Origin of the sequence: Rhodococcus sp. IEGM1339 (genome assembly GCF_050321925.1) — a bacterium.
In the GTDB taxonomy this organism is placed as follows: domain Bacteria; phylum Actinomycetota; class Actinomycetes; order Mycobacteriales; family Mycobacteriaceae; genus Rhodococcus; species Rhodococcus pyridinivorans.
Window position 1 is genome coordinate 47,838 of the sequence record NZ_JBNQFT010000005.1, and the last position, 20,336, is coordinate 68,173.

17 protein-coding genes and 1 pseudogene are annotated in these 20,336 nt (G+C 69.0%); 12 read left to right on the forward strand and 6 right to left on the reverse strand.

Annotated elements, in window-relative coordinates; translation table 11 throughout:
• Positions 1 to 6: 6 nt before the first annotated feature.
• The gene (locus ACQR3U_RS08260) at positions 7 to 1,323 is read right to left on the reverse strand and encodes a PQQ-binding-like beta-propeller repeat protein (RefSeq protein ID WP_230810309.1); all 1,317 of its coding nucleotides are present in this window, start codon (positions 1,321 to 1,323) and stop codon (positions 7 to 9) included.
• A gap of 93 nt (positions 1,324 to 1,416) precedes the next feature.
• On the opposite strand from ACQR3U_RS08260, the gene ACQR3U_RS08265 reads away from it, so the two are divergent.
• On the forward strand, positions 1,417 to 2,175 hold the full coding sequence (locus ACQR3U_RS08265; protein WP_230810310.1) for an acyltransferase: 759 nt from the start codon (positions 1,417 to 1,419) through the stop codon (positions 2,173 to 2,175).
• A 34-nt stretch (positions 2,176 to 2,209) separates the two neighbouring features.
• A pseudogene (locus ACQR3U_RS08270) lies at positions 2,210 to 3,711 on the forward strand (amidase).
• Between the two features lie 13 nt (positions 3,712 to 3,724).
• On the opposite strand, the gene ACQR3U_RS08275 reads toward ACQR3U_RS08270, so the two are convergent.
• Genes ACQR3U_RS08275 through ACQR3U_RS08290 form a run of 4 tightly spaced genes read right to left on the reverse strand, consistent with a single transcriptional unit; the run spans position 3,725 to position 7,855 of the window.
• Positions 3,725 to 4,267, reverse strand: coding sequence for a GNAT family N-acetyltransferase (locus ACQR3U_RS08275; RefSeq protein WP_230810311.1), 543 nt, complete (start codon positions 4,265 to 4,267; stop codon positions 3,725 to 3,727).
• Positions 4,264 to 5,511 (reverse strand): glycosyltransferase family 4 protein, encoded by a 1,248-nt coding sequence (locus ACQR3U_RS08280; protein ID WP_230810312.1) that lies wholly within the window; start codon positions 5,509 to 5,511, stop codon positions 4,264 to 4,266. Before ACQR3U_RS08280 ends, ACQR3U_RS08275 begins: the two co-directional genes overlap by 4 nt.
• Positions 5,508 to 7,028 carry a 1,4-alpha-glucan branching protein domain-containing protein gene (locus ACQR3U_RS08285; RefSeq protein WP_230810364.1) on the reverse strand — a complete coding sequence of 507 codons (1,521 nt, stop codon included), beginning with the start codon at positions 7,026 to 7,028 and terminating at the stop codon, positions 5,508 to 5,510. Before ACQR3U_RS08285 ends, ACQR3U_RS08280 begins: the two co-directional genes overlap by 4 nt.
• Before the next feature lie 26 nt (positions 7,029 to 7,054).
• On the reverse strand, positions 7,055 to 7,855 hold the full coding sequence (locus ACQR3U_RS08290) for a class I SAM-dependent methyltransferase (protein ID WP_006554566.1): 801 nt from the start codon (positions 7,853 to 7,855) through the stop codon (positions 7,055 to 7,057).
• A 223-nt stretch (positions 7,856 to 8,078) separates the two neighbouring features.
• Here ACQR3U_RS08290 and ACQR3U_RS08295 point away from each other — a divergent pair, with 223 nt between their 5' ends.
• The 8 genes from ACQR3U_RS08295 to ligA all read left to right on the forward strand — a co-directional run bounded on the left by ACQR3U_RS08295 (position 8,079) and on the right by ligA (position 17,270).
• Positions 8,079 to 8,864, forward strand: a complete 786-nt coding sequence (locus ACQR3U_RS08295; protein WP_019288406.1) for an electron transfer flavoprotein subunit beta/FixA family protein — start codon at positions 8,079 to 8,081, stop codon at positions 8,862 to 8,864.
• Between the two features lie 45 nt (positions 8,865 to 8,909).
• Complete coding sequence (locus ACQR3U_RS08300) at positions 8,910 to 9,866, forward strand: electron transfer flavoprotein subunit alpha/FixB family protein (RefSeq protein WP_230810313.1); 957 nt, start codon at positions 8,910 to 8,912, stop codon at positions 9,864 to 9,866.
• Between the two features lie 148 nt (positions 9,867 to 10,014).
• Positions 10,015 to 10,845, forward strand: coding sequence for a GNAT family N-acetyltransferase (locus ACQR3U_RS08305; RefSeq protein ID WP_230810314.1), 831 nt, complete (start codon positions 10,015 to 10,017; stop codon positions 10,843 to 10,845).
• A gap of 83 nt (positions 10,846 to 10,928) precedes the next feature.
• On the forward strand, positions 10,929 to 11,732 hold the full coding sequence (locus ACQR3U_RS08310) for a lysophospholipid acyltransferase family protein (protein WP_006554561.1): 804 nt from the start codon (positions 10,929 to 10,931) through the stop codon (positions 11,730 to 11,732).
• A gap of 58 nt (positions 11,733 to 11,790) precedes the next feature.
• Positions 11,791 to 13,026 carry a cysteine desulfurase family protein gene (locus tag ACQR3U_RS08315; RefSeq protein WP_230810315.1) on the forward strand — a complete coding sequence of 412 codons (1,236 nt, stop codon included), beginning with the start codon at positions 11,791 to 11,793 and terminating at the stop codon, positions 13,024 to 13,026.
• Positions 13,023 to 14,102, forward strand: coding sequence for a tRNA 2-thiouridine(34) synthase MnmA (mnmA, locus tag ACQR3U_RS08320; RefSeq protein WP_033097734.1), 1,080 nt, complete (start codon positions 13,023 to 13,025; stop codon positions 14,100 to 14,102). Before ACQR3U_RS08315 ends, mnmA begins: the two co-directional genes overlap by 4 nt.
• Positions 14,099 to 15,124, forward strand: coding sequence for a methionine synthase (locus ACQR3U_RS08325; protein WP_230810316.1), 1,026 nt, complete (start codon positions 14,099 to 14,101; stop codon positions 15,122 to 15,124). Before mnmA ends, ACQR3U_RS08325 begins: the two co-directional genes overlap by 4 nt.
• A 37-nt stretch (positions 15,125 to 15,161) precedes the next feature.
• Positions 15,162 to 17,270 carry an NAD-dependent DNA ligase LigA gene (ligA, locus tag ACQR3U_RS08330; RefSeq protein ID WP_006554557.1) on the forward strand — a complete coding sequence of 703 codons (2,109 nt, stop codon included), beginning with the start codon at positions 15,162 to 15,164 and terminating at the stop codon, positions 17,268 to 17,270.
• A gap of 37 nt (positions 17,271 to 17,307) precedes the next feature.
• On the opposite strand, the gene ACQR3U_RS08335 is transcribed toward ligA, so the two are convergent.
• Positions 17,308 to 17,961, reverse strand: a complete 654-nt coding sequence (locus ACQR3U_RS08335; protein ID WP_230810317.1) for a hypothetical protein — start codon at positions 17,959 to 17,961, stop codon at positions 17,308 to 17,310.
• Positions 17,962 to 18,166: 205 nt separating this feature from the next.
• Here ACQR3U_RS08335 and ACQR3U_RS08340 point away from each other — a divergent pair, with 205 nt between their 5' ends.
• Together ACQR3U_RS08340 and ACQR3U_RS08345 are read left to right on the forward strand one after the other, a co-directional pair.
• Positions 18,167 to 19,402 carry an amidohydrolase family protein gene (locus ACQR3U_RS08340; RefSeq protein ID WP_428692119.1) on the forward strand — a complete coding sequence of 412 codons (1,236 nt, stop codon included), beginning with the start codon at positions 18,167 to 18,169 and terminating at the stop codon, positions 19,400 to 19,402.
• Positions 19,403 to 19,460: 58 nt separating this feature from the next.
• The gene (locus tag ACQR3U_RS08345; protein WP_039586015.1) at positions 19,461 to 20,336 is read left to right on the forward strand and encodes a hypothetical protein; all 876 of its coding nucleotides are present in this window, start codon (positions 19,461 to 19,463) and stop codon (positions 20,334 to 20,336) included.

Genomic DNA, 20,336 nt, shown 5'->3' on the forward strand with positions numbered 1-20,336 from the left:
CCGTCCTCACACGGACTGCGGTTCGCGCAGCACCACCACGTCCCCGTCGAGGGTCGTGATCACGAACTCCCCGCCCGGGCCGACGCCGGTGCCGACCGGCAGTCCGGTGGCGGGATCGAGGGGTTCCTCCTCCATCGTCGCTCCGTCCGCGAGATCGAGCACCGCCGCTGCGAGACCCCGATCGCCGTCGACGACCACATAGGCCCGGCCGTCGGCGGTCACCGCCGGCGCACCGTACGGAGTCACGTCCGCCCGCTCCCACTCGACTTCGACGCTGTCGCCGCCGTCGCGCAGGGCCGTCAGCGGGGCGCTGCCGTCGGCCGACGCGAGGAGCAGCAGTCCGTCCTCGGTGACGGCGGGACCGAGCGCCGTGGGACGGCCGGTCTCGTGGGTCCATCGCGCTTCGCCTGTCTCGGCGTCGAGCGCCCACAGGGCACCCTCCCCGTCGTGGACGTAGACGGTCGAACCGTCAGCAGACAGAACCGGACTCGTCACCGCACCTCCGGGGAGGTCGGCTACCGACCACTCCTCGATGACCACGGCGTCATCACCGGCCGTGTAGCGCAGCGCCACGAGCGCCGACCTGTCCGAACCCGGACGCCACACGGTGACGAAGACACGGTCGGTGGCGGTGTCGACGGCCGGGGTTGTGGCGACCGGGCAGTCCTCCGAGCCCCCGAAGCAGGCGGGGAGGCCGTGATCGCTCGCGAGTCGCGGCAGGTTCTGCCCGTCCTCGAGGGTCGGCACCGGCACCAGATCGAACAGCGGTGCCTCGAGTTGTCCCGTCTGCGGGTCGACGACGTTGACCTGACCGAAATGCGTGACCACCAACAGGCTTCCGTCGGAGGTGAACTGTGCGCTGCGGGGGCTGCCGCTCACGGGAATGCGCCAGCGACGCTGGCCGTGCTCGTTGAACGACAGCAGTCCGCCGTCCTCACCGACGTAGATGTTCGCGACGCCGTCGGAGACGGGGGTGATCGTCGTGACGGCAGGGGCGAGACGCGTGCACCAGCGCTTGCGGCCCGTGTCCATCTGGAAGGAGAACAGATTGCATCCGGCCTCCGTCGCGGCCGCCACCGAGACCTGGCCGTTGGCCGCGATCCCGGCGGGGGAGCCGACCGGGCCGCCCAGCGGACGCGTCCAGCCGGGCGCGAGGTCGTCGACGCTCTCGGCGGTCGCGGTGTTGCTGTTGCGGGCATCGGAGTGCCGTCCCGGCCAGCCCCCGCTCGACAACACGTCGTCGGTGCCGGCCCCACCGCCGCACGCGCTCAGCGCGAAGACCACCGTCAGCGCCGGGACCGCGGTCCGCAGGACACCCCGCATCACTCAACTCCTCCACAGGCGAACGATTCGACGTGTCAGCGTATCGGGCCGGGGGTCGTGAGCCGCGAACGAGGCGGACCGTAGGCTGCCCCTATGACGAGCATGTGGGGTGCACCTCTGACGGCGAGGTGGCGCGGGTCCCGTCGGAGGGATCCCGAACAGGTACGATTCCTGACGCTGTCCTCTCTGAAATGGGTGCTGGACAACAAGGCGTACACGCCCTGGTACCTGGTCCGGTACTACCGCCTGGCGAAGTTCCGGCTGGCCAATCCGCACGTGGTGCTGCGCGGCATGGTCTTCCTGGGCAAGAACGTCGAGATCCACGCGACGCCCGAACTGTCGCGCCTCGAGATCGGCCGCTGGGTCCACATCGGCGACGGCAACGCCATCCGCTGCCACGAGGGTTCGCTCCGGATCGGCGACAAGGTCGTCTTCGGCAAGGACAACGTCGTCAACACCTATCTCGACATCGAGATCGGTGCGTCGACGCTGGTCGCAGACTGGTGCTACATCTGCGACTTCGACCACCGCACCGAGGACGTCACCTACCCGATCAAGGACCAGGGCATCGTCAAGAGCCCCGTCCGGATCGGTCCGGACACCTGGATCGCCGCGAAGGTCACCGTGCTCCGCGGCACCCGGGTCGGCCGCGGTTCGGTGCTCGGAGCGCACGCGGTCGTCAAGGGAGACATCCCCGATTTCAGTATCGCGGTGGGTTCGCCCGCCAAGGTCGTGAAGAACCGTAAGGTGGCGTGGGAGAGCGCCGCTGCCGAGCGTGCCGCCCGGGAAGCGGCGCTCGCAGATATCGCACGGAAGAAGTCGGTAGACACGCCCGCGGGCGTCCACCAGTAGCGACGCGGGCCGGGACACTGTCGGGGGACAGCAGATGGACTACTCGGAGTATCGGAGTCACGACGCGACCGGCCTGGCCGAACTCGTCGCGACGGGGCAGGTATCGGCGAGCGAGTTGCTCGAGACCGCGATCGCGCGGCTCGACACGGTCGAACCGACACTGAACACCGTCGTCCGCAGGCTCGACGACAAGGCCCGTGTCCTGGTACGCGAACCGCTCGACGGTCCGTTCGCCGGGGTGCCGTTCCTGCTCGAGGATCTGGGGCAGGATCTGGCCGGTGAGCCGACCTCGTGCGGGTCCCGTGTCCTCGCGGACCTGCCGATGGACGAGAACTCGGTGATCGTCGACCGGTGGCTCGGAGCCGGCCTGGTCCCGTTCGCCAAGACCAACACCCCCGAGTTCGGGGCGAAGGGCATCACCGAGCCCGAGGCGTTCGGGGCCACCCGAAACCCGTGGGATCCGTCGGTGACGCCGGGCGGGTCATCGGGTGGTTCCGCCGCGGCGGTCGCGGCCGGCGTCGTTCCCGCGGCGGGAGCGAGCGACGGCGGCGGCTCCATCCGCATTCCCGCCGCCTGCTGCGGGCTCCTCGGGCTGAAGCCCGGACGCGGACTCGTGCCCACCGGTATGCGCGGCGGGGAACCGCTGCACGGCGCGGCTACCAACGGGGTGATCTGCCGACGGTGCGCGACGCCGCTGCCTTCCTCGACGTCATGGCGGGCCCGTACGCGGGTGGGCCGTATCTCGTCGAGCGTGCCCGGTCGTACGCGGAGGCCGCGCGCTCGGCGCCGAAGCGGTTGCGGATCGGATACGAGACCGCGTCACCGATCGGGACGCCGGTCGATCCGGAGGCGAAGGCCGCGGTGGACGCTGCCGTCGCGGTGCTCGAGGAACTCGGCCATCACGTCGAACCCGCCTCGACGGGTATCGACGAACGGCGTCTCGCAGAGGACTTCCTCATCATGTGGTTCGCCACGGCTGCCGCGGAGGTCGCCGAGGCCTGCCGCCTCACCGGAGCACGACCCGAGGACTTCGAGTTCGACACCCGCATCATCGCCGCCGTGGGCAAGGCGACCTCGGCGTCGGACTACATTGCGGCCCATGCCCGCTGGGCCGAGTACGCGAGCGGTCTCGCGCAGTTCCACGAACGCTACGATCTGCTGCTCACGCCGACACTCGCCTTCCCGCCGTCGCGCATCGGCGAACTCGACACGCCCCGCTGGATGCGGCGTGCCGGCGAGGCGCTCCTGCGTACCCGCACCGCGTGGATCGCGACCCGGGCCGGTTTCATCGACCGGGTGGTGGACGACAATCTGGGGCGCACCCCCTACACGCAGCTGGCCAATATCACCGGGCGCCCGGCGATCTCGGTGCCGTTGCACTGGACGGTGTCCGGTCTGCCGCTCGGGGTGCAGTTCGTCGGCCCACTCGGTGGGGAGAGTGTGCTCCTCGCCCTCGCAGGCGAACTCGAACAGGCCCGGCCGTGGTTCGATCGGCAGCCGCCGCTCGCTCCGGCCGAGTTGTCCGATACCTCGTGAGTCGAAGGTCGACTCAGGGTCGGCCCAGTGGCTTCCGGTAGACGACCGTTTCACATAGGACCGCAAGAGCCGGAACGAGTTCCGGATGGCGCGTATCGAGCGGCGCGGGCTCCTCCGGCACGTACCCGAGCCGGGTGTAGAGCCGGTCGAGGAACACCTTCGACTCGTGTGAGGTGTCGCGCGGACGGATCACCTCGAGTTGCATTGCCTCGAAACCTCGCTCGGCGAACTCCGTCTCGACGGTGTCGATCAGGACGCGGCCGACGCCAGTGCCGCGGACCGTCGGGTCGGAGGCGAGCATCCCGAACTCGGCCGTCGTCGCGTCGACCGGGGTCACGCGGATACAGCCGACCACCCGGCCGTGCGAGCGGGCGATGCGAATGCTGCCCTCCCGCGCATATCGGGTGATCTCGTCCGTGTCGGTCCGTGTGGTGCCCGGTACCCACATGCCGTCCTCGGCCACCGCGTAGACCGCGTTGAGCAGTGCGGTGACGGCGACGATATCGGATTCGTGCGGTGCCAGGCGCTCGATTTGGAGCGTGTGCTGCTCGTTCATTCGCGGTCCGGGAGGGGACGTTGGGGGACCGTGGGGCGTGCGAGCGGGTGACGCACCCGCCGCTTCGCCGACGAGTAGACCTGCGCGGTTTCTTCGGCGACGCGGCGCCAGTCGAAGTCGTCGGTCAGTCGTGCCCGGGCCGCCCGCGCGCGCACTCGGGCGGCCTCGGGATCGTCGAGGGTTTCCCGGACGGCCGAGACGAGTCCGGCCACGTCGCCGGGCCGGAACGACAGTCCGGTCACCCCGTCGACCACGGCTTCGCCCAGGCCGCCGGCGGTGGACGCGATGAGCGGGGTACCCGCTGCGGCGGCCTCGAGGGCGATGATGCCGAACGGCTCGTAGCGGCTCGGCAGCACGATCGCGTCGGCGCCGTGCAGCCAGCCGAGCAGTTCGGTGTGGTCGAGGTTGCCGAGGAAACTCACCGAGCGTGCGACGCGGTGTACGCGTGCCTGCTCGCGCAGCCACTCGAACTGGGTGCCCTCACCGGCGACCACGAGGGTCGTGCCGGGATGCGAGCGGCGGATGCGGGGGAGCGCGGCGATCGCGTCCTGCACACCCTTCTCGTATTCGAGGCGGCCGACGTACAGCAGTCGTGCCGGCCCGGGACGCGGTTCGCGGTCGCGGTACGACCAGGTGGTGATGTCGATGCCGTTGCGGATCACGGAGATCTCCGGCAGGTCCGGACCGTACAACTCGGTGACCTCGTCGTGCATCGACGCCGAACACGTGATGAGACGGTCGGATTCGTTGGCGAGCCACCACTCGACGGAATGCACCTGGCGGTTGATCCGGCCCGACAGCCAACCGCTGTGGCGACCGGCCTCGGTCGCGTGCAGGGTCGACACGAGCGGCACGTCGAAGTACTCGGCCAGCGCGATCGCGGGGTGGGCGACGAGCCAGTCGTGGGCGTGGACGACGTCCGGATACCAACCTTCGCCGATGCCGCCGCGGGTCAGCCCGATCCCGGCGCGGACCATCGCGTGGCCCATCGCCAGCGTCCAGGCGATCATGTCCTCGCCGAAGTCGAAGTGGGGTGCGTCCTCCGCGACCGCCACCACGAGCACGCCGTCGGCGATGTGGCTGATCGTGGGGTGGGTCGACGCATCGGTGCCGGTCGGGCGACGTGACAGCACCACCACCTCGTTGCCCGCCGCGGCGAGTTCGGTGGCGAGATGATGGACGTGTCTGCCCAGGCCGCCAACGACGACGGGTGGGTACTCCCATGAGACGAGCAGAATCTTCATCGCGGGCCTCCGTGGCGTCCGGGCAGTCGTCGGGCGTCGAGTCCTGGGAAGAGATTGTCGGCGCGGTTCCATCCGTCGGCCAGACGCCGTGCCGTCTCGGTGCGTCCGGAGTCGACCGCCTCGGCGATCTCACGCAGGGCGTGGGCGTGTTTGTGCGCGCGGTCGCGGGCATAGGCGGCGGCGGTGTCCTTGCTGACCATGAACGCCCAGTCGCTGGAGACCGTCAGCAGTGCTTCGCGCACCATCTGGTCGTGCACGCGGTTGCGGAGCGCGACCGACGACATGCTCTGCTCGCGGGACTTGTCGATGCTGTCGAGGGTCGTGCGCACCACCTCGTCGTTGAGACGCACGAGATCGGCGACCTGGTCGCCGGCCCAGACCCGCCAGTCCTTGCCCGAACCCCACGACGAATTCTCGAGATCGACGGAGGCGCCGACGTACCCGCGGTCGCGGGCATCGGCGAGGGTTCCCACCTCGATGCCGGCCTCGGGAAGCGCGCGGAGCAGTCGTTCGAGGAAGATCGGACCTTCGAACCACCAGTGGCCGAACAGTTCCGTGTCGAAGGCCGCGACGACGAGTGCGTCCCGGCCGATGCGGCCGGATTCGCTGTGCAATCGCTGCCGGACGGTCTCGACGAAGTCGGCGACGTGCCGGTCGACGGCGTGCGACGCGAGTTCGGGATCGTAGGGCGCCTTCTCGTGCGAGGGCACCGTGCGGCCCGTGACGCGGGACGGTTTGAGTCCGGTGTCGTGGCAGTAGGTGTGGAAGTCGCGGTAGGCGGAGTGGCCGGGATAGCCGGACTTCGGCGACCACACCCGGTACGAGACCTGCAGGTCGCGGCCGAAACACACGACGTCCGAGTCGCGGACCGTGCGGCCGAGCGAGGTGTCGCCGCGCAGCGCAGGACCGTCGACCATGAAGTGCTCGACTCCCGCTGCGGCGTAATCGTTCTCCATGCCCGGCGTGTAACCGCATTCCGGGCCCCAGATGCCGCGGGGGCGATGGTTCCAGCGGGCGTGCGCGTCGGCGAGACCTTCGGACAACGAGAAGGTGCGCAGTCGCGGGTCGAGGAGGGGCTGGAACGGATGGGCGAGAGGCCCACCGAGCAGTTCGATCGCGTCGGCGTCGATCAGCTGCCGCACGACGGGGGATCCGCCGTGGCGCCATTGGGTTTCGAAGTCCTCCAGTGCCGCGGTGGCGGCGCGGTGCTCGCGGGCGCCGAGTGCGCGGTAGGACTCCTCCCGCATGCCGGCCGCCTCGTGCGCGCGCAGTTGCCAGTTGCCGAGCCAGTGGTGCATCCCGGCGAGGCAGTGCGGGTCGTCGAGTTGCGCGGCCAGTACCGGGGTGATGCCGAGTGTGAGCATCCGGGTTCGGCCTTCGGCGGCGAGCCGCCGCAGCACGTCGGTGACGGGCAGATAGGTCGCTGCCCACGACTGGTAGAGCCATTCCTCGCCGACGGGCCACCGGCCGTGGTGGGCGAGCCACGGGAGGTGGGAGTGGAGGACGAGCGCGAACATCCCGGGTTCGCGGGACGATGCGGCACTCACGGAGCGGTGTCCTTCGCTGCGGGGTCCTTCACGGCGATCGCGACCAGATCGAGGCTCGCATCGATGTTCTCGGGGACGATGGCGAAGTCGTCGGTGGAGACCATCGCGACGTCGGCGGTGAGATCGTCCGGCCACGGCTGCCCGGCGAGGGCGCGCTCGATCTGGGCGTCGATGAACGATCCGCCGTGCTTGGCATCGAGTGCGCGCAGCGTGGGGCCGTGGTGCACGCCGGTCATGAGTTCGACGCGGAAGCCGGCGTCCTCGAGCAGTTCGGTCAGTTCGGCGGCGTTCAGCTCACGGGTGTGGAAGGGGTTGAGCGGGGTGTCGCGGCCGGGGGAGAAGGTGATCCGGTTGGGAGTACTGATGAGCAATTCGCCGCCGGGGGTGAGAACGCGGTGACATTCGCGTAGGAACTGTGTCTGATCCCACAAATGCTCGATCACCTGGAAGTTCACGACCGTATCGACCGATTCGTCCTCGAGGGGAAGTTCGGCGAGGTTTCCGTGCCGGATGTCCACGCGGGGGTAGCGCGCGCGGATGTGTGCGACGGCGCTCTCGTCGTAGTCGAGGCCGATCACGCGCGTCGCCACATCGGCGATCATGTCGGCCCCGTAGCCTTCGCCGGCGCCGGCCTCGAGCACGGCCCGGTTCACGCAACGGGGGAGAAAGTTCTGGTAGACGACCTCGTGACGTCGGAACCAGTAGTTCTCCTCGGCGATGCCGGGGACCGTCCGTTCGCCGGTGAGGGGGAGGGCGTGCGCGTCATCGGCGCGGGCGGGGGTGTCGCTCACCGCCACGACATTAGACCTCTCCCCGGAGGGGTGGTCTCCGGTGTTCCAGATCACAGGTTTCGTCGTCCTTCCGTACGGCTATGGTGAACCGGGAATCCCGTCAAGTTACTGACTGGTAACTTAGCGGCTGATAATCTATCGCACACGCCGTGCGAAAGACACGAGTGCTCGGTTCAGGCAGCGCCTTGCCGACCAAAGGCAGCTACACACAGGAGGTCGACGCAGACCCATGACGAACATCGTCGTTTTGATCAAGCAGGTCCCCGACACGTGGTCCGAGCGCAAGCTCAGCGACGGCGACTACACGCTCGACCGTGAGGCCGCCGACGCCGTGCTCGACGAGATCAACGAGCGCGCCGTCGAGGAAGCTCTGCTCATCAAGGAGCGCGACGGCGGTGAGGTCACCGTTCTGACCGCCGGCCCGGACCGCGCCACCGACGCCATCCGCAAGGCGCTGTCCATGGGCGCCGACAAGGCGATCCACCTCAACGATCCCGCCATGCACGGCTCCGACTCGATCCAGACCGCGTACGCGATCGCCGCTGCGCTCGGCCAGATCGAGGGTGTCGAGCTGGTCATCGCCGGTAACGAGGCCACCGACGGTCGCGTGGGCGCCGTGCCCGCGATCATCGCCGAGTACCTGGGCCTGCCTCACCTGACGCACCTGCGCAAGCTCACGATCGCGGACGGCAAGGCCTCCGGCGAGCGCGAGACCGACGAGGGCGTCTTCGGCATCGAGGCTCCGCTCCCCGCCATCGTCTCGGTCACCGAGAAGATCAACGAGCCCCGCTTCCCCTCCTTCAAGGGCATCATGGCCGCGAAGAAGAAGGAAGTTCAGACCCTCACCCTCGCCGACATCGGTCTCGATCCCGAGATCTTCGGTGTTGCGAACGCTGCGTCCACCGTCACCGGTGTGACTCCGAAGCCCCCGCGCACCGCGGGTGAGCGCGTCACCGACGAGGGCGACGGCGGCAGCAAGATCGCTCAGTACCTGGTCGGCCAGAAGATCATCTGATCGCGCCCCGCGACAACATCTGACATATCTAGGAGAGAAGTAGTAATGGCAGAAGTACTCGTGCTCGTCGAGCATGCCGAGGGCGCGCTCAAGAAGGTCACCACCGAACTCATCACCGCCGCGCGTGTGCTCGGCGAGCCCTCGGCCGTCGTCGCAGGTGCCCCCGGCACCGCCGACGCGCTGCAGGACGCCCTCGCCGCCGCCGGTGCGGTCAAGGTCTACGCCGCCGAGTCAGAAGACGTCGACAACTACCTGGTGACCCCGAAGGTCGACGTCCTCGCGTCGCTCGTCGAGTCCACCAGCCCCGCCGCCGTCATCACCGCCGCGTCCGTCGAGGGCAAGGAGGTGTCGGGCCGCCTCGCCGCCCGCATCGGCTCCGGTCTGCTCGTCGATGTCGTCGACGTCAAGGCCGACGGCTCCGCCGTGCACTCGATCTTCGGTGGCGCGTTCACCGTCGACGCCAAGGCCAACGGTGAGGTCCCCGTGATCTCCATCCGCCCGGGCGCCATCGAGGCCAAGCCCGAGGCTGCCGCCGCCGAGCGTGTGGCCGTCGAGGTTCCGGCCCAGGAAGAGAACGCCGTGAAGATCGTCTCGCGCGATCCGATCGTAGGCGGCGACCGTCCGGAGTTGACCGAGGCGTCGATCGTCGTCTCCGGTGGCCGCGGTGTCGGTTCGGCCGACAAGTTCTCCGTCGTCGAGGAGCTCGCCGACTCGCTCGGTGCCGCCGTCGGTGCTTCCCGCGCCGCCGTCGACTCGGGCTACTACCCGGGCCAGTTCCAGGTCGGTCAGACCGGTAAGACGGTCTCCCCGCAGCTGTACGTCGCGCTCGGCATCTCCGGCGCCATCCAGCACCGCGCCGGCATGCAGACGTCGAAGACCATCGTCGCCGTCAACAAGGACGAAGAGGCCCCGATTTTCGAGATCGCGGACTACGGCGTCGTCGGCGACCTGTTCAACGTCGCTCCGCAGCTGACCGAGGAGGTCAAGAAGCACAAGGGCTGATCCGCTCCGGCAGATCGATCCCTGCGCGGCCCCGCTCCTTCGAAAGGAGCGGGGCCGCGTGCATTCTGCGGGAGTGTTCATCGGCGATGCATCGCCGCGACACCCCGTCGCCGCCGGCGCGCCTCCCACGGTCGTTACACCTTGGGGCATGACCACATCGCCGGTGCTGTACCGCCCGAGTGGGTTCACCGCTCCCGTCCTGTCCGGCCCCCGCTACTCCCTCGTCGTGTCGACGGAAGCGTCGGATCGCCTAGCTGCGCAACGCCTTCGGTACCGGGTTTTCTCCGGTGAACCCGGCTTCCGGATCCCCGACGCGGGGGGCGGATCCGACGCCGACCGGTTCGACGAGTTCTGCGACCACGTGCTGGTGCGCGATCGGGTCACCGACGACGTCGTCGGCTGTTACCGGATGCTGCCGCCCGAAGCCGCCCGCGAGGCCGGTGGGTACTACACCGCCACCGAATTCGATCTCTCCGCACTCGACCCACACGGGCGCGGCCTGGTGGAGATGGGCAGGGCCTGCGTCGATCCAGCCCACCGTTCCGGATCGGTCCTCACCCTGATGTGGGCCGGCATCCTGCACTATCTCGAGGCGACCGGACACAACGAGGTCGTCGGATGCGTCTCGGTGCCCATGCGCACGACGCCCGACGAACCCGAGGCGTCGAACGTTCGGGCCGTGCGCGACCTGCTGCTCGAACGACACGCCGTCGAACCCGCAGCGCGGGTCCGACCGCTGAATCCCGTGATGGTCGAAGGCCACCCGCTCGACGAGATCGCTCCGTTGCCGCGTCCCGAGGTCCCGCCGCTCCTGCGCGGATACCTGCGGCTCGGTGCCCGGATCTGTGGTGAACCGGCCCACGATCCGGACTTCGGGGTCGCCGACTTCGTCGCGATACTAGCCGTGGACCGGGCGGACACCCGCTATCTCGCCCGCCTGCGCGCGGCCGCCGAGCGTGCCGAGCGGGGGTCGCGGTGACTCGGGTCGGTACGACACGGGTGCACGCGTGGATGCCGTCGAGTCCGTGCGGGATCCGGTGCCTGCCGGACGGGACGGATCGTGTGGGTCTGCCGACGGTGTGGTTGCGCATCGCGACGGTCGCGGTCGTGCTGACGGTGGTGCCGCTCCTGCTGGCAGGACGGATGATTCCCGCGGCGCGTCGGGAGAGCACGGTGCGGCGCAGTGCGCGCCTGTTGTTGTGGTGCGTAGGCATCCGTCCGACGATCGACGATCGGCGTGACCGACGGGCGCGCGCAGGGGGCGTGCTCGTCGTTGCACCGCACATCTCGTGGACGGATGTCCTCGTCCTCACCGCAGTCGCTCCCGCGGAGTTCGTCGCACGAGCGGACCTGCTCGACTGGGGCCTGCTGGGCGCGCTCGCACGCCGGATGCGTGTCATCCCCATCGAACGGGAACGACTGCGACTGCTGCCCGCCGTGATCGAGCGAGTACGCACCCGCTTGCTGGAGGGCGGGTGCGTCGCCGTCTTCCCCGAGGGCACGACGCGATGCGGACGGTCCCACGGCGGTTTCCGCCCCGCCCTGCTGCAGGCGGCCGTGGACGCGCAGTGCCCCGTCCAGCCCGTCGGCCTGCGATACGGCGAGCGCGGGGGAGACCTCACCGCCGCGCCGGCCTTCGTCGGTGACGAGACGATCGGTTCCTCGATCCGGCGGATGATCCGGAACCGCGGTGTCGTCGTCGAAGTCGTGCTCGCTCCGCTCGAACATCCGGGTCGGGACCGGCACGATCTCGCAGCCCGATGCGCCCGCGCGGTCCGTGCCGAGCGCCCGGTCGAGGCCGTGACATTCCTGCCGGTCGGCGGCTCACCGGCCGGTGGAACGGCACGGACCGTGGACGCCGCCTGACGGGCGACCCCCCTGAGCGCGGCGGGCACCTGCGCCGACCCGCTATCCTGGATCGGTCATGACCTCGCCCGCCGCCGGTCCCTCCGGTACCTCCACGACCGTCTACCTCGATCACGCCGCGACGTCGCCGATGCTTCCTGCGGCCGTCGAGGCGATGACGTCGGTCCTCGCCACCGTCGGAAACGCGTCCTCCCTGCACGGATCGGGGCGCGCAGCGCGCCGGCGCGTCGAGGAGTCGCGGGAGTCGATTGCGGCCGCCCTCGGCGCCCGGCCCTCCGAGGTGATCTTCGTCTCCGGTGGCACCGAGGGCGACAATCTGGCCGTCAAGGGCATCTATTGGGGTCGCCGCGCCCAGGACCCCCGGCGTCGCCGGATCCTCGCGAGCGCGGTCGAACACCACGCCGTGCTCGACGCCGTCGAATGGCTCGTCGAGCACGAGGATGCCCAGGTCACGTGGCTGCCGGTGGACGGCTCCGGCCGCGTCGATCCCACCACGCTCCGCGAGGAACTCTCGCGCCACGCCGACGAGGTCGCCCTCGTGTCCGTGATGTGGGCGAACAACGAGGTCGGCACCGTCATGCCGATCACCGAACTCGCTGCGGTCGCCGCCGAGTTCGACGTCCCGATGCACAGCGACGCCGTGCAGGCGGTCGCGCATCTCCCAGTCGATTTCACCGCGAGCGGACTGTCGGCACTGACCCTGGCCGCTCACAAGTTCGGTGGTCCGCAGGGAGTGGGAGCGCTGCTGCTCGGCAGGCAGGTACCGTGCGTGCCGCTCGCCCACGGTGGGGGCCACGAACGCGACGTGCGGTCCGGGACGCAGGACACCGCGTCCATCGTGGCGATGGCCGCGGCGTTGCGCGAGGTCACCTCGGATCTGCCCGGCCGCACCGCCGAACTCGCGCACCTGCGCGATCTTCTTGTCGCGGGTGTCGAGGCGGCGATCCCCGACGCGATCCTCAACGGTCCTCGCGAGGTCGGACGACTGCCCAACAACGCGCACTTCACGTTCCCCGGATGCGAAGGCGACTCGCTGCTGATGTTGCTCGACGCGGCCGGTATCGAATGCTCGACCGGTTCGGCGTGCACCGCCGGGGTCGCGCGCGCGAGTCACGTACTCGTCGCGATGGGGGCGGACCCGATCACGGCACGCGGTTCGCTCCGATTCTCGTTGGGGCACAACACAACCCGCAGTGACATCGACAAACTGATCGAAACTCTCCCTTCCGTGGTGGACAGGGCTCGCGCCGCCGGACTGGCGAGCGCCGGTGGACGAGGAGGTGACCGGAGATGAGGATTCTTGCGGCAATGAGCGGCGGTGTGGACTCGGCGGTCGCCGCCGCCCGCATGGTCGAGGCCGGACACGACGTCGTGGGAGTGCATCTCGCGTTGTCGGCCGCGCCGGGCACACTGCGCACCGGCTCGCGCGGATGCTGCTCGAAGGAGGACGCCGGCGATGCTCGCCGCGCCGCCGACGTGCTCGGAATTCCCTTCTACGTCTGGGATTTCGCAGACCGCTTCAAGGAGGACGTGATCGACGACTTCGTCGCGTCCTATGCCGCCGGTGAGACCCCGAACCCGTGCCTGCGTTGCAACGAGAAGATCAAGTTCTCGGCGCTGGCCGACCGTGCCGTCGCGCTCGGCTTCGACGCCGTCGCCACCGGTCACTACGCGCAGTTGAACGACGGGGTGCTGCGCCGCGCCGTCGACGCCGACAAGGACCAGTCGTACGTACTCGCCGTGCTCACGGCGCAGCAGTTGTCGCGCGCGGTGTTCCCCGTCGGCGACACCCCCAAGAGCCGGATCCGCGAGGAGGCCGCCGAGCGCGGACTCGCTGTGGCGAACAAGCCCGACAGCCACGACATCTGCTTCATCCCGTCGGGCGACACCCGCGCCTTCCTCGGTGCCCGCATCGGTGTGCGTCCCGGCGCCGTCGTGGACGACCGTTCGGGTGAGGTGCTCGCGCAGCACGAGGGCGTGCACGGTTTCACCATCGGCCAGCGCAAGGGACTCGGTATCGCCGGGCCCGGACCGGACGGACGCCCCCGCTACGTCACCGCGATCGAACCGGAGAGCGGCACCGTCCGGGTCGGCAGCGCCGAACAGCTGAAGGTCGAGTCGATCCGCGCCGAGCGCGCCGTATGGACCTCCGGCACCGCTCCTGTCGGACCGATCGAGTGCGTCGTCCAGGTCCGCGCTCACGGCGGCCTGGCCCCGGCCGTCGCCGAAGCGGTGGGTCCGGGCATCGAGATCTCGCTGCGCGAACCGCTCACCGGTGTCGCCGCCGGTCAGGCCGCCGTGCTGTACCGGTCCGACGCTGCGGGCGACATCGTCCTCGGCAGTGGAACCATCGCGGCAGGGGACCGGTGACGGCACCTGCCACCGGCCGCGAGGTGTGGTCCGGTCTCGCGACAGGCATCGGTTCGTGGCCCGGGACGGACCCGCGCGAGGCCGCGGCGGTCGTCGTCGGCGAACTCACCGATCTGCCCCACCTCGTCGAACTGCCGGCACGCGGCCTCGGTGCCGACATGATCGGGCGGGTCAGCGCCCTGCTCGTCGACATGTACCTCGACACCTCGACCACTGGCTACCGCCTCGTGTCGCGACGCGGCGGTGTGGCCGCCCGGGCGCGCGACCTGCTCGCCCAGGACCTCGATGCGCTCGAGGAGGCCTGGGAACGCGCCGGGCTGGATGCCGGCCGCCCCGTGAAGGTGCAGGCTGCCGGGCCGCTCACCCTCGCCGCCCACGTCGAACTCGCCACGGGACGCCGGGTGCTCACCGACCGCGGCGCCGTTCGCGACCTGGCCGAATCGCTCGCGGAGGGCCTGGCCCGACACGCCGCCGAGATCACCCGCCGGCTCGGGGTTCAGGTGGTCGCGCAACTCGACGAACCGTCGCTGCCGGATGTGCTCGCCGGAACGCTGAAGGGCCGGACCGTCCTCGAGACCGTCCCTGCCGTGCCGGACCCGGAAGCGCTGGACGTGCTCGACACGACGATTCGGGGCACTGGGCTCTCCGTCGCGGTGCACTGCTGCGCGGGCACCTTCCCGGCCGACTTCCTGCGGCGCAGCGCTGCCGACGCTGTGGCCTTCGACGTCGGATGCGTGCGACACTCCGACCTCGACGGACTCGGGGAACTGTTCGACTCGGGCACGGTCCCGATACTCGGACTCGTGCCCGCCACCGCACCGGCCTCGACGGGCTGGCGCGAGTACGCGGCACCGGCGGTCGAGCTGATCGACCGGCTCGGGTTCCCCAGGAAGGTGCTGCAATCGGTGGCGGTGAGCCCGGTCTGCGGGCTGGCCTCGGCCTCCACGGAGGGGGCACGGGCCGCTCTGCGTTCGTTGCGCGACGTCGCGTCGGCCTTCGCTGAGGAAGCCGACACGCTCTGAGTATTCCGGTCGGTCCCCTCGACTAGGCTTGCAGGCTGTGAGTGAACCGACGGACGCACCCATCACCGCTCCTCCGGAGGCGCGTGAGCGCTGGCAGGATCTCGCCGAACAGGTGCGCGAGCATCAGTTCCGTTATTACGTGCGCGACGCCCCCATCATCTCCGACGGTCAGTTCGACGCGCTCCTCGGCGAACTGCAGGCACTCGAGGATCAGTACACCGAACTCCGCACGCCGGATTCGCCCACCCAGCTGGTCGGCGGCGGCTTCGCCACCGAATTCGGTGCCGTCGAGCATCTCGAACGGATGCTCAGCCTCGACAACGTCTTCGACGAGGACGAACTGCGCGCGTGGCTCTCGCGCGCCGAGGTCGAGACCGGCACTCACCCCGATTATCTGTGCGAGGTGAAGATCGACGGCGTGGCGCTCAGCCTCGTCTACGAGAACGGCAAACTCGTCCGCGCGGCCACCCGCGGCGACGGACGCACCGGGGAGGACGTCACCCTCAACGCCCGCACGATCGACGACGTTCCCGAAAAGCTCACCGGCACCGCCGAATACCCGATCCCGACGTTGCTCGAAGTGCGCGGCGAGGTGTTCTTCCGGCTCGAGGACTTCCAGACCCTCAACGCCGGGCTGGTGGCCGAAGGCAAGCCGCCCTTCGCGAATCCCCGCAATTCCGCCGCCGGTTCCCTGCGGCAGAAGAACCCGGCCGTCACCGCGCGCCGGCGTCTGCGCATGTACTGCCACGGCTACGGCCGCATGGAGGGCTTCGAACCCCGCTCGCAATCCGACGCCTACGCGGCCTTCGCGGCCTGGGGCCTGCCCGTCTCACCGCACACTGTTCGCGTGCAGGGCGCCGAGGCGGTCGTCGAGCGGATGCGCTACTGGGGCGAACACCGCCACGACATCGAACATGAGATCGACGGCCTGGTGGTCAAGATCGACGACATGGGGCTGCACCGACGCCTCGGTGCCACGTCCCGCGCCCCACGGTGGGCGATCGCCTACAAGTACCCGCCGGAGGAGGTCACCACCAAGCTCCTCGACATCCGCGTCAGTGTCGGGCGCACCGGACGCGTGACCCCCTTCGCCTACATGGAGCCGGTCACCGTCGCCGGGTCCACCGTCTCGCTGGCGACGCTGCACAACGCGTCCGAGGTGGAGCGCAAAGGCGTGCTCATCGGCGACACCGTGGTCATCCGCAAGGCCGGCGACGTGATCCCGGAGGTCCTCGGCCCGGTCGTCGACCTGCGCGACGGTTCCGAGTACGCCTTCGAGATGCCCACGCAGTGCCCCGAATGCGGTACCACCCTCGCCCCGGCGAAGGAGGGCGACGTCGACCTGCGCTGCCCCAACTCGCGGTCGTGCCCGGCGCAATTGCGCGAGCGGGTCTTCCACGTCTCGGGCAGGGGAGCGTTCGACATCGAAGCCCTCGGCTACGAGGCGGCCACGGCGCTGCTCGAGGGGAAGATCATCGCCGACGAGGGCGACCTGTTCTCGCTCACGAAGGAAGACCTCGAACGCATCCCGTTTTTCCGCACCACCAAGGGCGTGCTGTCGAAGAACGGCGAACGTCTGCTGCAGAACCTCGACAAGGCGAAGGAACAGCCGCTCTGGCGCGTGCTGGTCGCCCTGTCCATCCGGCACGTCGGACCGACCGCTGCGCGTGCGCTGGCCACCGAGTTCGGCAGCCTCGACCGGATCCGGGCCGCGTCCGTCGACGAGCTCGCGGCCGTCGAGGGCGTCGGACCGACGATCGCCGCGGCGGTGACCGACTGGTTCACCGTCGATTGGCACGTCGCGATCGTCGACAAGTGGGCGGCAGCGGGTGTGCGGATGGCCGACGAACGCGACGAATCGATCCCGCGAACCCTCGAAGGACTGTCGATCGTGGTTACGGGCACGCTCGCGGGATTCTCCCGCGACCAGGCCAAGGAGGCCGTCCTCGCGCGCGGAGGCAAGGCCGCCGGATCGGTGTCGAAGAAGACGGCTTTCGTCGTCATCGGCGACAACCCGGGTTCGAAGGCCGACAAGGCCGCCGATCTCGGAGTACCCGTGCTCGACGAGGACGGTTTCCGGATCCTGCTCGACGAGGGGCCCGACGCCGCTCGCGCCTATCTCGAAGGGCGCGAAGGGGAGAACTGAGACGCTCTCCGCCGGGAGGTGCCCTGCCCGCGGATTCTCAGGAGGCCGTTGCGGATTCCGGTTCCTCGGCGCTGCGCCTTCCGAGGAATACCGCCGCGGCGAGCAGGAAGCAGATCGCCCCGACGAACGTGCCGGTGTTGGCAAGGCTCGGGTCGAGAGTGTTTCCGTCGTCGAGGACGAACGAACCGACGGCGGAGACCCCGAAAGCGATCGACCCGAGCATGTTCAGCCACCCGCTGATCCAGTCCTTCGAGCGCGGCGCCCAATGCGAGCCCGCTCGCCAGAGGACTGCACACGCGATCGCGCTCGACACCAGAAAGCACAGGGAACCTTCGAGATTGGGGTTCCACACCAGGTGCTTCTCACCCTTGACGGTGTGGGCGTGCAGTGCGGCTCCCGTGCTGACGTTGAACAGCAGCGTACCGATGAACTGGATCAGCGACGCGAGCCAGTCGGCGCGGATCGCCGGGCTGCCCTTGTCCGTGACGGTGGCCGGCCCACTGAGCATCAATTGGACGAATGCTGCACCCGTGAAGAACCAGGAACCCACGAAGAACGAAGTATTTGCACCGGCGGTGCCGAGAAGCGTCGCAATTCCGGGCGCCGAACCCAATGCGAACAGGGCGGCGCCGATGACGAACCCCAGGACTGCATGCGCAATGTCGGGTGAATCAGCATTGGCGCAGTGCAAGTCGGAGATCGGAAGTTTGTGTGTTTTCAAAAGGAACTATCCGATCGAATAGGTGCAGTTCAGAACGAACTTTCGAAAAGGGTGAACGGTTGGGGTGAATTGGTTCGGGATCCTTTCTGTTGGTCGGAAGTCGTGTTCGATGCGCGTTAGCGTCCCAGCCATGACGGAAACCGGTAAGTCCACTCAGCGCCTTCTTTTTCGTAATGTGCGAGTTTTCGACGGAGTTTCCGGAGAGCTCGTCACCGGCGACGTACTGATCGACGGAGACCGCATCGTCGCCGTATCCGAATCGCCGATCGGCGACGAACCCGGCCGCGAGACCGACGTGATCGACGGCGGCGGGCGGGTCCTCATGCCCGGCATGTCCGACGCGCACGTCCACCTCGTCGGTAACGCGAACTCCTACATCGACATGGTGATGGGCAGCGAAGCGCACATCGCGCTCAACGGCCTCGCCGAGGCCCGCAACATGCTGCTGCGCGGCTTCACCGCCGTCCGCGACATGGCCGGTGACACCGGCAGCATCAAATCGGTGATCGACCGGGGATTGTTCGACGGTCCCCGCATCTACCCGTCCCAGGCCGCGATCTCGCAGACGTCCGGGCACGGCGACTTCGGCTTCGTCTACGAATGCCCTACAGCCCTCGGTGGGGATCAGGCCCGCGCCGAACAGATCGGCTTCATGCGGGTCGCAGATGGTGAGGACCGGGTCCTCGCAGCCGTGCGCGAGCAACTCAAGAAAGGTGCATCGCAGATCATGCTGATGGTCGGCGGCGGAGCGGCGTCCATGTACGACCCGCTGTACACCGTCCAGTTCATCGACAGAGAACTGCGTGCCGCCGTCCAGGCCGCATCCGACTACGGCACGTACGTGGCCACCCACGTCTACAACGTCACCGGGATCCGCCGCGCGGTCGCGGCCGGGGTGAAGTCGATCGAGCACGGCCACCTCGCCGACGAGGAGACCGTCGCACTGCTCGCGGAGAAGGAGGTGTGGTTGTCGATGCAGCCTTTCGCGCTCGGCGACCACCACTATCCCGACCCGGATCGCGCGGAGAAGGACAAGCAGATCTGCACCGGCACCGACCACGTCTACGAGTGGGCGCAGAAGCACGGCGTGAAGACGGCCTGGGGAACCGACCTGCTGCTCGAGCCGCAGATCGCGCCGCGCCAGAGCGAGATGGCCGCGCGGCTCGGCGACCACTACAGCAACCTCGACGCGCTGCGGATGCTCACCTTCGGAAACGCCGAACTGTTCCGGCTCGCAGGCGAACGCGATCCCTACCGTCAGGCCCGATGGGGTGTGATCGACAAGGGCGCCTGGGCGGACGTGCTCCTCGTCGACGGCAACCCGCTCGAGGATCTGAGTCTGATCGCCGATCCGGCAAAGAACCTGTCGGTCATCGTGAAGAACGGCCACGTCGTCAAGAACAGCCTGTGACCGTGGCAGCGCATCGGACACGGCACCACACCCCACTCGCTCGGCGCAAGGACAGTCGGTGACTCACTACGGGCAGCACAGCGACGCAGAGGCCTGGGACGAGTTGTCGGACGAGCAGCTCGAGGATCCCTTCGTCGTGGACGGAAACTACGGCGGCACGCCGGTGGGCACAGCCGAACCGGATGATGTCGGGACTCCGCCGTACGGCGCTCCGGTCGTGCAGCGGGCAACTGCCCGGCAGACGCCGGGCACACTCGTGTCGGCGCGCGGGATCGAACTCCACGGACCCTGGGGCCATGTCTTCGGCCCCCTCGACCTGGACCTCGACGCCGGGGGAGTGACGGTTCTGGCCGCGCAGGCCGGTGCTGCGCGTACCGCGTTGCTCATGGCTCTGTGCGGTCGCATGCGACTGACCCGGGGATCGCTGACGGTTCTCGGCGAGGACAGACCGCAGAAGATCATCGCGCGGTCGGCGATTGCGTGCATGAACGAGCTCGACGAGGTGCGCCCGTCGGTCACCGTGCGCGATCTCGTCACCGAGCAGAAGCGGTGGGATTCCCCGTGGTACAAGTTCGTTCCGCGGGTCCGTGAGGACGGTATCGCCGAGATGTGCGAGGAGATCTTCGGCGACGTACCGCTGCCACCGCTCGAGGCGTTCGTCGACGACCTCCCCGAACTCCAGCAACTGCTCCTGCGGATCTCGGTGGCGAACACCCGGCGTCCGCCACTGCTGGTGGTGGGCCGGATCGATCGGATCGCCGACGACGTCGAACGTGCCACCCTGCTCGGCCGGCTCGTCGCGCTCGGTGAGAACCAGGCGGTGATCATCGGCGACGTGAACCCCGTCGACCCCGATAGCGGGGTACGGGCCGTGGTGGACATGCACGATCTGCTCGGACCCGGTGACATCGGCGTCCTGACGAAGAGGAAGTGA